Genomic DNA, 14,062 nt, shown 5'->3' on the forward strand with positions numbered 1-14,062 from the left:
TCCCAGGAAGCGGCGTTTTCACGTGATCGCACCGCCCGCATAAGCGAAGATCAATTCCCGCGCTTTGCCGCCCGCAAATCCGCCCAGCGTGCCATGCGCTCCGCGATTGCGCGTTCGCGACCCGCGTCCTTCGGCGCATAGAGCGTGACGCGATCCATCTCATCCGGCCAGTAGTCCGCGCCGGAAAATCCGTCATCACTGTCGTGATCATATTCGTAGCCCGCACCGTAGCCGAGCGACTTCATCATCTTTGTCGGCGCGTTCAATATGTTCTTCGGCGGCGCGACCGAACCCGTTTCTTTCGCCAGTCGCAGCGCCGCTTTCCAGGCTGTGTAGACTGCATTGCTTTTCGGCGCGCTTGCACAGTGTAGCACCGCCTGTGCGATCGCCAGCTCCCCTTCCGGCGAGCCCAGTCGCTCATAGCTGCGCGCCGCTTCCATACTGATCATCAGCGCCACCGGATCGGCCGCGCCGATATCTTCCGATGCAAAGCGTATGACCCGCCGCGCAATATAACGCGGATCTTCGCCGCCAGCGATCATGCGCGCGAGCCAGTAAAGCGCCGCATCCGGATCGCTGCCTCGCATCGATTTGTGCAGCGCCGAAATCAGATTGTAATGCGCCTCGCCCGACTTGTCATAGACCGGCGCGCGCTTCTGCAAGAGCTTAGACAGAGACGCCGCATCCAGTTCCGCCTTTTGCGCAAACACTTCATCCGCCAGTGTCAGCAGATAGCGCCCGTCGCCATCCGCAAAATCCACCAGCTGCGCCCGCGCATCCTGTGTCAAAGGCAGCGCACGCCCCAGCTCTTTTTCCGCCCGCGCCAGCAGCCCGTCCAGCGCATCTGCGTCCAGCCTGTTCAGCACGAAAACCTGACACCGCGACAGCAGCGCCGCATTCAGCTCGAATGACGGATTTTCCGTCGTCGCCCCGACGAGCGTGACCGTGCCCGCTTCGACAAAGGGCAGAAACCCATCCTGCTGCGCCTTGTTGAACCGATGAATTTCGTCGACGAACAGCAGCGTGCCCTGCCCGGTTTCGCGCCGGGCCTTCGCCGCGTCGAACACTTTGCGCAAATCCCCGACGCCCGAAAAGACGGCTGAGAGCGCCACGAATTCCAGTCCCGCGCGCCCTGCCAGCAGCCGCGCAATCGTCGTCTTGCCGACGCCCGGCGGCCCCCAGAGAATGCAGGAGGACAGCCGGTCCTGCGCCAGCATCCGCCCGATCGGACCCTCAGGCCCCAGCAGATGATCCTGCCCGATCACATCGTCCAGCGTCTGTGGCCGCAGCCGTTCCGCCAGCGGCAGGGGCGCGCCGTCGGACAGGCCCGCGGACTCGAAGAGAGAGGTCATCCATCCGGCTTAGACCGCGCCTGTCGTGAATTCATCCTTTTTCCGGCGCGGGCCCCGGCTCGCATCCGGGCCGCATCCGGGCCGCTCGGACCGGCCCTCTTGTCTCACCAGATCGCCGCCTCACGCCGCCTCTGCCCCCCGCTCTGCCCTCCGCTCCGCCATGGCGGATCGCGCAGCCAGTCGGGCTTGCGATAATATCCCGCCCCGACCTGCGGCCAGGCGGCAACCGCGTCCGGATCGCGCGCCAACGGCAGATCATGCGCCTTGCAGTGGGACGCGATCCGGTCCGAGAGCAGCCCCTGCGTCATGCCATGGCCGAGCCCGCCGCAGCTTGTGCAAATCTCCCGCCGGGTCGCCGCCGCCATGACTTAGGAGCGTAGCAGGTCCTGCGCCAGCAGCATGACATCGCGCTCGGCCTCCGGGCTCTCCATGTGCGCGACCAGCGCCGCCCGTTCATCCGCAATCGCCGCCCGCTCGGCTCTGAGCTGCGCGTCGAGCGCGTCGATCCGCGCCTCCGCCTCGCTCAGCCGTGTCCGCAGCCGCCGCGTCGCGCGGCAGAGCTCGGCATTATAGGCTCGCGGCTTGCCGTCCGGGGTTCTGGGTGCGCGCATGGTGGTTTCCTTTTTTAGCTGTCCGCTCTCGCCGGCTTGACCGGCAAGCCCAACGCCTGCCGTTTCATCTGGCCGAAAGGGTCGGACGATGGGCAGGCCCCCGGATCAGGTCCGGGGCAGGCTAACAAGTCGGCCTGAGCGGCATTGAAGCTGTCAGGCAGCCGCCCACGTTCTGCCAACGATCCAGCGTCGGCCAAATTCCAATCATCCCCCGAAAGGGACACGAGGCGCGGACCCCCATCCGTCGAAGGATGAAAGCAAAGACACACCAATTTACGACGAACAGAAGTCCGCGCGGGTGGAATGTGCTGGCGCACCTGGGACGGAAAGATTGGAGGATCGGTATATCGGCTGGAACGGTCTCCCCCCGTCCCGGTCACGAAACCGGGGCGAGGCTCAAAGGCGCACGCTCTGCCGACGGGTCGTCCCGTCTCTGTCGTCCATGTGCGCGGCTCGGGGATCGACGCACAGCCAGCCTTTGCTGCCGCGATCCCATCTCCAGCTGTTCCGGATCGTCAGCGGCGGGACCTTCCCCCGCGCGACTGACGGCCCGGCGGCTCGTGACGCCCAGCCGGACACCGCACTCCACCACCCCCAGCACCGAGGACAGGCTCCCCCTCGTGTCTGCTGCGAGTGGGGGCAGTATGGCATGGGGTGGGAAGGGGTGGATTGAATCCGCCTGAAACTTGATGTCGCGGGGATAGGTTTACCGGATAGGCGGTAGGACCGGAGGTTTAGGCGGGGATGGTGGCGGGGTGTGGAAGGGCGTTAGCGGGGATGGCCGCCCCTTAGCCCGCGACATTGACTCCACTCCGCATCCGCCTACCCTTAAGCCCCATGCCAGCTAAGACGACCACCACACCCGAACATGACGCCCAGATCGCGAAAATGACCTTCGCCAAGGTCTATCCCATGTATGTCAGCAAGGTCGGAAAGAAGGGCCGCACCAAGGACGAACTGGACGAAGTCATTCGCTGGCTGACCGGCTTTTCACAGGCCGAGATGCAGCAGACCATCGACGACAACCTCAGCTTCGCCGAATTTTTCGACCGCGCCACACTTCACCCCAAGGCTGACCAGATCAAGGGCGTGATCTGCGGCTATCGGATCGAAGCGCTCGAGACGGAGCTGACACGGAAGGTGCGGTATCTGGACAAGCTCGTGGACGAGCTGGCGAAGGGGAAGGCGATGGAGAAGGTTTTGAGGGGCTAACCAGTAAAACTCATAGATACTGCCGCTATTTTTAGATTTCTTTTTTCAAGATAAATCTACTAAATCTCTCCATGGTGTATTTCGAAGATCCATCTGCATCCTGATGAAGCTGACGAAGGCACTCTAGAACCTCATCGCGCCAAACATTCAAATCATCGCCGGATTTCCAAGAGTTAAGCTCAAAGTTCTCTTGAGCGAATATCTTGCCAAGCTCTTCTCTAGATAATGACATCAACCATTCTACAAACTCCCTTGGATCAACCAAAAGCAACAAATCCCCATTTGCCTTGTTATGCTTTTTGCTCAATCCATCGATTCCAGAAACAAATTCGCGCGCGGTCTTCGACCTGTCTAACAAGTCGCATATATCTTTAGAACTACCAATAGCTTCTTGCCCACGAGAACTATCAACAATTTTTGAAATTACCTCAGCAAAGTGCTCTCTATATTCATCCAAAACATAAAAGCTCCAACCACCCCATCCAGTTCCACGTTGAACTGAGCCTCTCAGCGCGCCTCCACCACGAAGATCATCGGAGCCGCAGATACCATCTATATATGTTCCAAATTTTTCAACAATTTCCTCATAATTGGCGTCGTAAAGACCAATTCTATACATAAGCATGAATACTGAAGCCAAATGAGCTATGACTCCAGCATCAATAATTTCATTATTACTCATCAAAACTTCGACATCATAAATTGCACGAAGTATCTCTTCATCACTCACTGTGTCATGCGAAGAAATTACCCTCCATTGAACATAGCCAATCTTTTCCCCAATAGCCTTTCGCGACTGGAGATATAACTCATCTGATACCACTTCCGGTAAAAAGTCACCATCAACGAATGCCGACCTCATAGTTCCGTCAGAAACATGCGAAATATAGACCTCTGAACCAAATTTCTGAGATAAATCATACTTTCCATCACTATGGTCGTCAGAACTTTCACTGACATGTAGGAAACCTAAATCACTTTCCCCTGAGTATTTGATAAGACCGAATAGAAAAACTTGCTTAAATGCCTCGATGAGAATACTATCATGAACACCCTCTCTCGTAGCCGCAGACGACAGAAGTCTGAAAGAGGAGCGAAGTGAACGTTTCAATACTCTAAGTGAAGATGTATCTGCTCGACTGAATATTCGAAGGATATCCGACTTAGCATCGGCCACCAAATCACCTAACTTTTCAACATTTCTTTTCTCTTTGACGATTTCGTCAAATACGTGAGATGTAGGTGGCGAAATTTTAAAACTACGGAAAATCACTTTCTCGCGCAGAGGCAAGAAATCTTCTGGAAGTTTCTCAATATCGGCTGATAGTATAACTTTCGCCCTCAATGTTTCAGTCAAGTATATTACAAGCCCTACTAATTCGGAGGAGTCCATAACGCTCCTTGCGAAATCATCTAGAACTATAATTTTTTCCTGAACATCCTCCGAGGTCAATCTCACAGATATCGGAATGAATTGTAATACGGCTGCATATTTAGAAATCTTTGGACCGACATCTTGCGCTTTTGAAAACATCCGATAAAAGAAACTCTTATTAGGAGAACATCTGAAATAAATTTCCTCTAACACATTTTCTCGGCTATCTTTCCCTGCCAAAGATATGAAAATCGCTTCTTTTGGCAGCGTTGCTTTTAGGAACGTCGTCTTGCCGACGCCCCAAGCGCCTTCCACAAACACTGCCCCCTCATCTGCTTTCCATTGATTAGTATGATCATTGAAAAAGTCTCGTATGAACGTGTTTGTCATCAGACGATCATCCATATATTTTCATCTCAGGATAGGCTGTTCTCAGACATAAAATCGATTCCATAGTCAATGGGTGATCACCTTGAGAGAATGCGTCTGTCGGCGCAGGCTTCTGGACTCGCAACCGAGCTGATCTTCCAGCTTCGTCGGAGACCCGATTGGGAAGAGCAGCCGTGGGAGAGGGGAGCTTGCAAACGCGCGAAGCGGGTTAATAAACCCGCTTCTTAGGCTCAATATACTCTATGCCGTCGGTCATGGTATAGTCATGCACCGGCCTGTAATCAATCGTGACCGCATTCTTGTCCGCGTCGTACCAGGCGAGTGTGTGTTTCATCCATTGGTCGTCGAGGCGGTCGGGATAGTCTTCGTGGGCGTGGGCGCCGCGGCTTTCCTTGCGGTTATCGGCTGAGGCGATGGTGACGCGGGCCTGGGCGACGAGGTTGTCGAGTTCCAGCGTTTCCATCAAATCCGTATTCCAGACCATGGTCTTGTCCGCGACGGCCACGTCGGACAGGCTGTCCGCGATGGTCGTGACTTTGGCGACGCCTTGGGACAGGCTCTCTTCCGTGCGGAAGACGGCGCAATGTTCCTGCATGGCGCGTTGCAGGTCGAGCCGGATTTCGGCTGTGCCTCTGGTGCCTGCGGCGGCCTTGAACTTTTCGAGCCGGGCGACGCTGTGCTCGCCCGCATTTGCGGCGAGCGGCTTGTCGTCCGCACCAGCCGTGAGGACTTCGCCGCAGCGCAGACCCGCGGCCCGGCCAAACACGACCAGATCGATCAGGGAGTTGGAACCGAGGCGGTTGGCGCCGTGAACGGACACGCAGGCCGCTTCGCCCACCGCCATCAGGCCCGGCACCACATGGTCCGGGTTCTTGCCCTTTTTGGTCACTACCTCGCCGTGATAATTGGTCGGGATGCCGCCCATATTATAGTGGCAGGTCGGCAGGACCGGGATGGGTTCCTTGGTCACGTCCACGCCCGCGAAAATCTTCGCGGTCTCTGAAATACCCGGCAGGCGTTCGGCCAGCACCGCCGGATCGAGATGATCCAGATGCAGATAGATGTGATCCTTGTTCGGGCCGACTCCGCGGCCTTCGCGGATCTCGATGGTCATCGCGCGGGACACCACATCGCGCGACGCGAGGTCCTTTGCGCTCGGCGCGTAGCGTTCCATGAACCGTTCGCCCTCGCTGTTGGTCAGGTAGCCACCCTCCCCGCGTGAGCCTTCGGTAATCAGGCAGCCCGCGCCGTAAATGCCGGTCGGGTGGAACTGGATGAACTCCATATCCTGCAGTGGCAGCCCCGCGCGCAGCACCATCGCATTGCCGTCGCCCGTACAGGTATGCGCGGATGTAGCCGAGAAGAAGACGCGGCCATAGCCGCCGGTGGCGAGGATCACCGTCTGCGCCTTGAAGCGGTGCAGCGTGCCGTCATCCAGCTTCCACGCCGTGATGCCGCGGCACGCCCCGTCTTCCATGATCAGGTCGAGGGCGAAATATTCGATGAAGAATTCGGTCTTGTGGCGCAGCGACTGGCCGTAGAGCGTGTGCAGCATGGCGTGACCGGTCCGGTCGGCGGCCGCGCAGGTCCGCTGCGCTTCCGGGCCCTGGCCCATATTCTGCATCATGCCGCCAAAGGGACGCTGATAGATCTTGCCCTCGTCCGTGCGCGAGAACGGCATGCCCCAATGTTCGAGCTCATAGACCGCGTCCGGCGCGTTGCGGCAGAGATATTCGATACTGTCCTGATCGCCGAGCCAGTCCGAGCCCTTGACCGTATCGTACATGTGCCAGCGCCAGTCATCCGGGCTCATATTGCCGAGGCTCGCGGCGATCCCGCCCTGTGCCGCGACCGTGTGGCTGCGCGTCGGGAAGACCTTGGTCACGCAGGCCGTCTTGAGCCCCGCTTGCGCCGCGCCGAGCGCTGCGCGCAGGCCCGAGCCGCCCGCACCCACGACGACGACGTCATATTCGTGATCGATGAAAGTGGTCATCTTACGGATCCTCAGACGAATGCATGCATGACAAGGCCGGCGACGCTGGCCAGCCACAGGATGAGCGCGACCGCCCGGTTCTTCCAGAGGCCAAATGCGCGCAGGCCGCCGCTAAAGTAATCCATGATCACTTCGTCCATCTCCAGCTTGGCATAGAGAATGGCGGCAGACAGGAACGCGATCATACCGAGCGCGCCATGCGCCGTTCCCAGCCAGTTCAGCACCGCCTCCGGCCCGACGCGGATTGTCATCACCGCATGCAGCGCCGCAAAGGGCAGACCAATGATCACGCCCCAGCCCGCCAGGCTGTGCATCTTGAAATGCGTCGTGCCGTGCCCTTTCGATGTCGCGCTCATGAGGAGGCTCCCGCATAGGTCAAGATCGCGGCCAGGGCGACAGCGATCAGGATCATCACGAAGGACAGCCTGTTATTGAGCTGCGGATCGAACAATTCGCCGCGGTTCCAGACCGCATGGCGCAATTGTGCCAGCGCCATGAAGAAAAAGGCGAACAGGAAGACGAACAAGCCGATCGCGCCCAGCGGACTGAACAGCAATCCCGCCAGCGGCAGCGCGCCGGTCAGCGCGACAGCCACAAGCCCGAGCGCCACGATCACCAGCGCCACATAACAGATGATTGCGCTCGCCCTGTGAAGGATCGAGCTCAGCATCGCGCCGTGCCAGCGCCAGACCTGCAAATGCGGCGACATGGGCCGCGGATCATTCCATTCGGATGACATGGGAACTCCGGTTGCGTCTGTTGTGGGACGACCCGGAAACGCTACGCCCCAGCCCGCCTGTGCTACTGGCTACGGATAAGGCTGCGGAAAGGTTGCGGCAAGGTTGGATTAGCCGCAGGTAGAGGATTTGTTTGCGGGTGAGTTGCAAGTGCGGCTGATATCATACTGACGCCCAACCAACACATCGTTTGCACCCAATCCCATTCTGCTTTCCACCTTCTCCTTATCATCTTCAAGACAACCAAAAGGCGTAAAATTGGGAACGCCTGTTTGATATTTGCAAATCAAATTAACTATGATAAATAGAACTACACTCTTTGATTGCATCGAAGGGTCAGCGGATGGGGAGCGCATCCTTCAGGGGGGGGTATCGATGGCTGCTGCAAAGCATGTGATTTTTCTCGTTCACGGGATGGGCGTCTACCGCAAGGCATCTGACGGTGACCCTGCCAAGCGCGTCGATGACAATCAGTGGTTCGACAGCGCGCAAAAGACGATCAAAGAGGCTTACGACCTCTACCCCTATCTGAAGGGTCGCGACTTTGATGATCGCTATCGGTTCGTAAACATCAATTATGACGAGTATTTCGATGCCCTTCTGACCAATACGGCGGATGCGGTGCGCGATTTATCGTTCATGCTTCCGAAAACCGTCCCGAGTGACCTGACGAAACTGTTCGCGAAGTCGAAGGAAATCGAAGACAATTTTTTCTGGACCCATATTGTCGACGTACTCCTCTACAAGTTTCTCAAGACAGCAAGGCGTAGCATCAAGTCACATGTAATCGCCAAGATATTGCGAGAGACTTTGGGGCCACAGGACAAGCCCTATTCCAAGCCTCGCCGTTGGACGCTGATCGCACACTCAATGGGAAGCATCGTTGCGCATGACGCTGTTTCGGCCATCCAGGAAGAAGCCCTGAAAAGCGGTTATGCAAAAGCGCTTCAACCCGCCAGCATGATTGCCATGATCGCCAACGTGATCGCGCCGCTCGCCTCGGACAAGTTCGCGCCACCCTATAATGACCATATGAAGCCGGCAGGGCCGTTTTCGGCTACCTACAATTATCTTAGCGCAGCGCACCGCCTGGATCCGCTCACACAAGCTGTACCTTTCGAGGGCGAAGCGTGGAATGACCTTCTCGGCAATGGTCACGCCGGCGGCGGAGACGGCCCGTTTACCTACCTCCCGACTTTGAATCACTATCGTCCTGACCTGATCCTGGACAATGGGAAGTTAGGAAGTTTCGATGCCCTGATCCCCCATTCCTTTGGTCATTACTTCTCAAATCCCAAGGTTCACTTGCCGATCTTTAGCGCCATGGATTCGGGCCTGATGCTTAGTAGCAAGGAAAAAACCGAGCTCTTCATGGCGTACGAGGAAAAGACTGCAACCAAGCAACGTCAAGCCATCACCGACCTTCTCGATAATCTGGTCGTGAAGGAACTCAAGGAACAGGATGATGAAAGGCTGCTCGAATATTGGCGCAAGGCCTTCCAGATTCTGGAAGGAGCGTTCGTATGAGACCGATCTTCGCCATCTTGCTATTCTGGGTGCTACTTGGAAGCACTGCTGCAGCAGAAGACACGCCCAATTGCCAGACCAGTATCGAAAATGACGTCACTACGCAGCTTGACGCCATTCGGCAGTTACGAGTCTGCTACCAGGATATGGATGCGATCATGAATCCAGGCGATGATGTTGACAACGTCATCTATGCCAAGAATGCCCTTGAACGCATCAAGACCTCGATTATCCGGTCGGAAGCGCAATTGTGCGCAACCGGGTTAGAGGACGGCTGTGAACTGTATCGACGTCTGAGTGATCGCGCCACTTACCTGACCGAAGACTTTATGACGCGACAGATTGACCGTCAAAGCTATCTATCCGATTTCAGGATGAACGAAAGCTACCGGGCCTCACTCGTCATCGGCCGGGATGCCGTAATCAAACCTATCTTTCTCTGTGGCGAATTCCTTCGCAATGGCTCCACACGAGAGACAGGTTCCTGCCAGAACATCGACGCGCTGCAGGTTCCCTGTGACGCACAGTGCAATCGCAGAAAAAATAGTGCGCTGGCACTGATACCTACCATGATCGATATGGCCACGCTTGCCGCAAAACCGCAGGTTGGCGCCGTCTTTGCCCAAGAAGCCGAGAGAAATTCCGCAATCTGGCGAACCTACGTCCTAGGGGACGACAAGATATCAGGCATGACAATCTGGGAGGCGGCTCTGAACGAATGGCTCGTTACTCCGAATGGTAACGATCTGGGCTTTGTCGAACCGAAAACCCACCAATTTGTGGCACTTCGCCCCAGTTTGGGTGTGACGGCCTACAACTCCAAAGGTGAGAATGTCGACTTCGCAGGATTGATTGAAGTCTTCGGTGTGAAATGGTGGCGCGAGTGGAATGATAAAGGTGAGCGTGTCAAACCCATGGGAGTATCTGCGATCGTCGCCTATAATCCCAGTGAGACAACGGATGATTTCGGCTTCGGTCTGAAAGTCGACAATGTATTTCGTAATATCGATGTGTCGGTCGTCGGACGCGATTGGGACGACGGGCCGGAGGTCGCCGTCATGTTCAGTGTCGACATTTCAGCGATCCTTCCCAAAGTCGGACTTGAAAAAGGTTGCGAAATTCTGGGCGTTCCGAACTGCTGAGACAATCAATAAAGAATAGACGGCCGATCTCATGACTGAGACAAGCGAACCGATAGATGTATCAAAGTTTGAGGTAGGAGAACCGCAAGATATCACGCCAGAAGACACTATGACGATATAAAGGACGTGTCACTTCGCCTTGCCGGCGAATTTACCTTATCAATTGCTATCATTTTTAAGGCTTGTGGCACTCACCACATTTTACCTTCTTGTAAAAGACGGGAAGGTTACTGAATTCGTTCTTAGAGTATATGTTATTATTGTTTTGGTTATCGGAACGCTACTGGTTGTATTAGCGCATATTCGACATCGCAGATCGCACCCATAGTCGCTTTTTTTGGAACGATAGCAGGGTAGCTGCTGGGTGAGTCAAAAAAAGTCCAGAGAAATCCGATGACAATTAAATCTACCGTTATCCTAACAATTATTTTTTCAGCGTTGTGAGCGCCTCAGCTTCACCATAAACGATTCCTGAGGTCGGAAATTACCATAACATAAACAGTTCGGAACCGACACTTCAGTGCGCCGTCCTGCAAGAACAAAACAGCAGCCCATCATTGTTCTCCGTTGAATCTGGCGCAAAGAGGACCATTTTCAACTCGGAGACATGTGATCCGAGAATTGTCTGCCAACCACCTGTGGAACCAAAAATTTACAAGCTGAAACCTGATCGACGATATAATTTCGTCCGAACAGATGCTGACAGTGCAGTCAAACTATACCACGTCACGCCGCAATCAGCCGGTCCACTTCACTGACCAGCTGGCGCAGGTGGACGGGCTTGCTCAAAACGGTCTGTTCTGACGCTTTGGCGTCGCTCATGGCGACGGCGGCGAAGCCAGTGATGAACATGACCTTGATGCCGGGGGAGAGGGTTTCGGCCTGTTTGGCCAGTTCGATCCCGTCCACACCGGGCATCATAATATCGGTCAGCAGCAGATCGAACGCTCCATCCGCGAATTTGAGCGCGCGCAGCGCGCGTTCGCCGTCCGAGCAGGCAATAACGTTATGGCCCGCCTTTTCGAGGGCTTTTTCGAAGAAGCGGCGCATGTCCGCATCGTCTTCGGCATAAAGTATCGTCGCCATAATCTGTCCAAACCCGCTTCGGCCCCGCCCTGTCAGGACAAAACCGCTATAATCGCTACGCGTGCGTCGCGCCAGACTGGATCGACCGGCCCTGCCGTCTCGTCCTATGCGAGAATCACGCCATTCAGATGTGCCTAGCGGGGTGCGACTTAAAAAACCCTGACCAGCCACCGGCTTTTTGCGCTAGAAGACGATCCATGCGCACCGGTTTTACACGCAGGACGGACAGACTAAGCCCGGCAGAGGTCGAGAGCCTGCGCGCCATGACACCGGGTCATACGGTCGATCATCCGGATGCCTGGGTCGCGCCGATCCTGTTCGCCTCGCCGCATTCCGGTTCGATCTATCCGCAGGCCTTTCGCGAACGCGCCCTCCTCGGCAAGGCGCAGCTGCGCCGGAATGAGGACATGTTCGTCGATCGGCTGATCGCAGCCGCGGTTCCGGCGGGCGCGCCGCGTCTGTGTGCGCATTTTCCGCGTTGCTATGTCGATGTGAACCGCGCGCCGGACGATCTGCCGCAGAGCTGGTCCGACAGGCCGATCGATCCGTCCGCGCGAGCGCAGGCCGGGATCGGTGTCGTGCCGACCCACATTGGCGACAGGGCGCCGATCTATCGCCGCATTCCGAGCCGCGCTGATGTGGAGGCGCGGATTGCGGCGCTCTATCACCCCTATCACGCGGCCTTGCAGGCCCTGATCGGTCAATCCTGCGCCCGCTTCGGACAGGCGCTGCTGATCGATTGTCATTCCATGCCCGGTTTCGCGCCGATGGGATCGCGGCGGCCGGACATCGTGCTGGGCGACCGGTTCGGGCGCGCCTGCCATGCTGACACGCTGCTGCAGGTGCGGCAGGTACTGCAAGATGCGGGCTTCTCTGTTGCCGTGAACTACCCCTATGCTGGCGGCTATGTGACGGACCATTACGGACGGCCCGATAGCGGCATCGAAACCCTGCAGATCGAGATCAATCGCGATCTCTACCTCAATCCCGTCACGCTGGCGCCCAAACGCAGCTATGATGATCTGGCTGGGCGCATGGCGCAGGTGGTGCAGACCCTGATCGATCAGAGACGACCGCAAGCCATTGCGGCGCAGTAGATCGGACGTTAAAGGCCCGCGCCGTTGAGAGCTTGAGACTGTGCGAATACGGGACAGCGCAAACGCCGCCCGGATCCGGAATTCATGACTGATTAACCATAGAGGCGAGCCCAGAGCGCTGGATTCCCTCCCTTTTGACGCGAACAACCCACAGGGGAACAACTCACGGCAGCTTGGCACGACGATTGCTCCCTTCTCAGGCGAGACGATCATTCGATCCATTTGCGTGAGGACCCATGACCAGCCATATCGACCTTCATGTCGGCAAACGTCTGCGCCGCCGTCGCCGCCTGCTCGGCCTGACTCAGCAGGCGCTGGCCGAACAGGTCGGCATCCGCTTCCAGCAAATCCAGAAATATGAATGCGGCGCCAATCGCGTCTCCGCAGCCCGCCTGTTCGAACTCAGCGAGGCTCTGTCGGTCCCGGTGCAGTATTTCTATGAAGGCTTGTCGGAACGCGATGCCTTCGCCCCGGACGATACAGACAATATCGCTCCGGACGTGCTGTCCAAGAAGGAAACGATGGATCTGGTCCGCGCCTATTATGCGATGGGCGAAGCGCCGCGCAAACATCTGCTCGACCTGGCCAAATCGCTCGAAGGAGCGACCAAGCCCGCGCTTCGACTGGTCGCGCCCTGAACCTGTACTGTTTCCGGCAATAAATGCCGGGGACAAAGTCGCCGCGGTCCGTTATGGCCGCTCGCATGACCGACCCGATTGCAGCTCGCCGCGCTTTTTTCGATGAGTTGTCTACAGCGGCGCGCGCCATCACCCTGCCGCTCTTCCGGTCGGGCATCGTCGCCGAGAACAAGGCCCCATCCGGCTACGACCCCGTCACCCAGGCCGATATCGAGGCTGAGCGGGTCTTGCGCGCCCTGATCCGCGAACGTTTTCCGAACGACTCCATCGAAGGCGAAGAGCTACCCGATCATGTCGGGACGAACGACTTTTCCTGGACGCTGGATCCCATCGACGGCACCCGGGCCTTCGTCGCCGGCGTGCCGGTCTGGAGCACGCTGATCGCCTGTTCGCAGCACGGAGAACCCGTTCTCGGCCTGATCGACCTGCCCGCTCTCGGCCAGCGCGCCTTTGGCGATCTGTCCGGTAACCCGTCCGCCCATCTGATCCATGATGACGGGACACAGGGACCGCTGCACGTCCGTACGATCGACAGTTTGTCGGACGCCCGCCTGGGCTGCACGCAGCCCTTCGGCATGTTCGGACCGGGCGAACTCGCGGCCTATAAGATCATTCAGAGCGGCGTTGCCTTCTCCCGCCTCGGGCTGGATGCGTTCGGCTATGTGCTGCTGGCGCAAGGGCGGATGGACCTGATCATCGAAGGCGGGATGAAGCCCTGCGACGTGCGCGCCCTGATGCCAGTCGTAATCGGCGCAGGCGGCGTCATCACGGACTGGCATGGCGGCACGCCCAAGGACGGCCCGCGCCTCGTCGCCTGCGGCAGTCCGGAGCTGATGGCAGAGCTTTACACCTATCTGGGCCGCGCCATGCTGTGAACGGCCCATCGGCACCTCACCAATGGC

The 14,062-nt window shown here is 57.4% G+C and carries 14 protein-coding genes; 6 read left to right on the forward strand and 8 right to left on the reverse strand.

Annotation, left to right across the window (positions count from 1 at the left end; all coding sequences use genetic code 11):
• Positions 1-50 precede the first annotated feature (50 nt).
• The 3 genes from AB6B39_RS14520 to AB6B39_RS14530 all read right to left on the reverse strand — a co-directional run bounded on the left by AB6B39_RS14520 (position 51) and on the right by AB6B39_RS14530 (position 1,963).
• Positions 51-1,352 carry a replication-associated recombination protein A gene (locus AB6B39_RS14520; protein WP_284372540.1) on the reverse strand — a complete coding sequence of 434 codons (1,302 nt, stop codon included), beginning with the start codon at positions 1,350-1,352 and terminating at the stop codon, positions 51-53.
• Positions 1,353-1,456: 104 nt separating this feature from the next.
• On the reverse strand, positions 1,457-1,717 hold the full coding sequence (locus AB6B39_RS14525; RefSeq protein ID WP_284372538.1) for a hypothetical protein: 261 nt from the start codon (positions 1,715-1,717) through the stop codon (positions 1,457-1,459).
• 3 nt (positions 1,718-1,720) lie between these two features.
• Positions 1,721-1,963 carry a hypothetical protein gene (locus AB6B39_RS14530; protein WP_284372536.1) on the reverse strand — a complete coding sequence of 81 codons (243 nt, stop codon included), beginning with the start codon at positions 1,961-1,963 and terminating at the stop codon, positions 1,721-1,723.
• An 837-nt stretch (positions 1,964-2,800) separates the two neighbouring features.
• On the opposite strand from AB6B39_RS14530, the gene AB6B39_RS14535 reads away from it, so the two are divergent.
• Complete coding sequence (locus tag AB6B39_RS14535) at positions 2,801-3,175, forward strand: DUF2200 domain-containing protein (protein WP_284372535.1); 375 nt, start codon at positions 2,801-2,803, stop codon at positions 3,173-3,175.
• A gap of 31 nt (positions 3,176-3,206) precedes the next feature.
• Here AB6B39_RS14535 and AB6B39_RS14540 read toward each other — a convergent pair whose 3' ends face one another.
• The 4 genes from AB6B39_RS14540 to sdhC all read right to left on the reverse strand — a co-directional run bounded on the left by AB6B39_RS14540 (position 3,207) and on the right by sdhC (position 7,672).
• Positions 3,207-4,955, reverse strand: a complete 1,749-nt coding sequence (locus AB6B39_RS14540; RefSeq protein WP_284372534.1) for a hypothetical protein — start codon at positions 4,953-4,955, stop codon at positions 3,207-3,209.
• Between the two features lie 193 nt (positions 4,956-5,148).
• Positions 5,149-6,933, reverse strand: coding sequence for a succinate dehydrogenase flavoprotein subunit (gene sdhA, locus AB6B39_RS14545; protein WP_284372533.1), 1,785 nt, complete (start codon positions 6,931-6,933; stop codon positions 5,149-5,151).
• An 11-nt stretch (positions 6,934-6,944) separates the two neighbouring features.
• Positions 6,945-7,289 carry a hypothetical protein gene (locus tag AB6B39_RS14550; RefSeq protein WP_284372532.1) on the reverse strand — a complete coding sequence of 115 codons (345 nt, stop codon included), beginning with the start codon at positions 7,287-7,289 and terminating at the stop codon, positions 6,945-6,947.
• Positions 7,286-7,672, reverse strand: coding sequence for a succinate dehydrogenase, cytochrome b556 subunit (gene sdhC, locus AB6B39_RS14555; RefSeq protein ID WP_284372530.1), 387 nt, complete (start codon positions 7,670-7,672; stop codon positions 7,286-7,288). The genes AB6B39_RS14550 and sdhC overlap by 4 nt, the downstream gene beginning before the upstream one ends.
• Before the next feature lie 277 nt (positions 7,673-7,949).
• Between sdhC and AB6B39_RS14560 the strand changes: the two genes are divergently transcribed.
• Together AB6B39_RS14560 and AB6B39_RS14565 are read left to right on the forward strand one after the other, a co-directional pair.
• On the forward strand, positions 7,950-9,197 hold the full coding sequence (locus tag AB6B39_RS14560) for a hypothetical protein (RefSeq protein ID WP_284372528.1): 1,248 nt from the start codon (positions 7,950-7,952) through the stop codon (positions 9,195-9,197).
• Entirely contained in the window at positions 9,194-10,339 is a 1,146-nt protein-coding gene (locus tag AB6B39_RS14565) for a hypothetical protein (RefSeq protein ID WP_284372526.1), read from the forward strand. The genes AB6B39_RS14560 and AB6B39_RS14565 overlap by 4 nt, the downstream gene beginning before the upstream one ends.
• 726 nt (positions 10,340-11,065) lie before the next feature.
• On the opposite strand, the gene AB6B39_RS14570 is transcribed toward AB6B39_RS14565, so the two are convergent.
• Positions 11,066-11,425, reverse strand: coding sequence for a response regulator (locus AB6B39_RS14570; RefSeq protein WP_284372524.1), 360 nt, complete (start codon positions 11,423-11,425; stop codon positions 11,066-11,068).
• Positions 11,426-11,622: 197 nt separating this feature from the next.
• Here AB6B39_RS14570 and AB6B39_RS14575 point away from each other — a divergent pair, with 197 nt between their 5' ends.
• The 3 genes from AB6B39_RS14575 (at position 11,623) to AB6B39_RS14585 (ending at position 14,035) form a co-directional block, all read left to right on the forward strand.
• Positions 11,623-12,522, forward strand: coding sequence for an N-formylglutamate amidohydrolase (locus tag AB6B39_RS14575; RefSeq protein WP_284372522.1), 900 nt, complete (start codon positions 11,623-11,625; stop codon positions 12,520-12,522).
• Between the two features lie 236 nt (positions 12,523-12,758).
• The gene (locus tag AB6B39_RS14580) at positions 12,759-13,160 is read left to right on the forward strand and encodes a helix-turn-helix domain-containing protein (protein ID WP_284372520.1); all 402 of its coding nucleotides are present in this window, start codon (positions 12,759-12,761) and stop codon (positions 13,158-13,160) included.
• 65 nt (positions 13,161-13,225) lie between these two features.
• On the forward strand, positions 13,226-14,035 hold the full coding sequence (locus AB6B39_RS14585) for an inositol monophosphatase family protein (RefSeq protein WP_284372518.1): 810 nt from the start codon (positions 13,226-13,228) through the stop codon (positions 14,033-14,035).
• The last annotated feature ends 27 nt before the right edge of the window (positions 14,036-14,062 follow it).

Origin of the sequence: Algimonas porphyrae, from assembly GCF_041429795.1 — a bacterium.
In the GTDB taxonomy this organism is placed as follows: Bacteria; Pseudomonadota; Alphaproteobacteria; order Caulobacterales; family Maricaulaceae; genus Litorimonas; species Litorimonas porphyrae.

Coding starts and splice junctions, on each gene's coding strand:
- AB6B39_RS14520 (WP_284372540.1), bottom strand. CDS start 1,352: ATGACCTCTCTCTTCGAGTCCGCGGGCCTGTCCGACGGCGCGCCCCTG.
- AB6B39_RS14525 (WP_284372538.1), bottom strand. CDS start 1,717: ATGGCGGCGGCGACCCGGCGGGAGATTTGCACAAGCTGCGGCGGGCTC.
- AB6B39_RS14530 (WP_284372536.1), bottom strand. CDS start 1,963: ATGCGCGCACCCAGAACCCCGGACGGCAAGCCGCGAGCCTATAATGCC.
- AB6B39_RS14535 (WP_284372535.1), top strand. CDS start 2,801: ATGCCAGCTAAGACGACCACCACACCCGAACATGACGCCCAGATCGCG.
- AB6B39_RS14540 (WP_284372534.1), bottom strand. CDS start 4,955: ATGGATGATCGTCTGATGACAAACACGTTCATACGAGACTTTTTCAAT.
- sdhA (WP_284372533.1), bottom strand. CDS start 6,933: ATGACCACTTTCATCGATCACGAATATGACGTCGTCGTCGTGGGTGCG.
- AB6B39_RS14550 (WP_284372532.1), bottom strand. CDS start 7,289: ATGAGCGCGACATCGAAAGGGCACGGCACGACGCATTTCAAGATGCAC.
- sdhC (WP_284372530.1), bottom strand. CDS start 7,672: ATGTCATCCGAATGGAATGATCCGCGGCCCATGTCGCCGCATTTGCAG.
- AB6B39_RS14565 (WP_284372526.1), top strand. CDS start 9,194: ATGAGACCGATCTTCGCCATCTTGCTATTCTGGGTGCTACTTGGAAGC.
- AB6B39_RS14570 (WP_284372524.1), bottom strand. CDS start 11,425: ATGGCGACGATACTTTATGCCGAAGACGATGCGGACATGCGCCGCTTC.
- AB6B39_RS14575 (WP_284372522.1), top strand. CDS start 11,623: ATGCGCACCGGTTTTACACGCAGGACGGACAGACTAAGCCCGGCAGAG.
- AB6B39_RS14580 (WP_284372520.1), top strand. CDS start 12,759: ATGACCAGCCATATCGACCTTCATGTCGGCAAACGTCTGCGCCGCCGT.
- AB6B39_RS14585 (WP_284372518.1), top strand. CDS start 13,226: ATGACCGACCCGATTGCAGCTCGCCGCGCTTTTTTCGATGAGTTGTCT.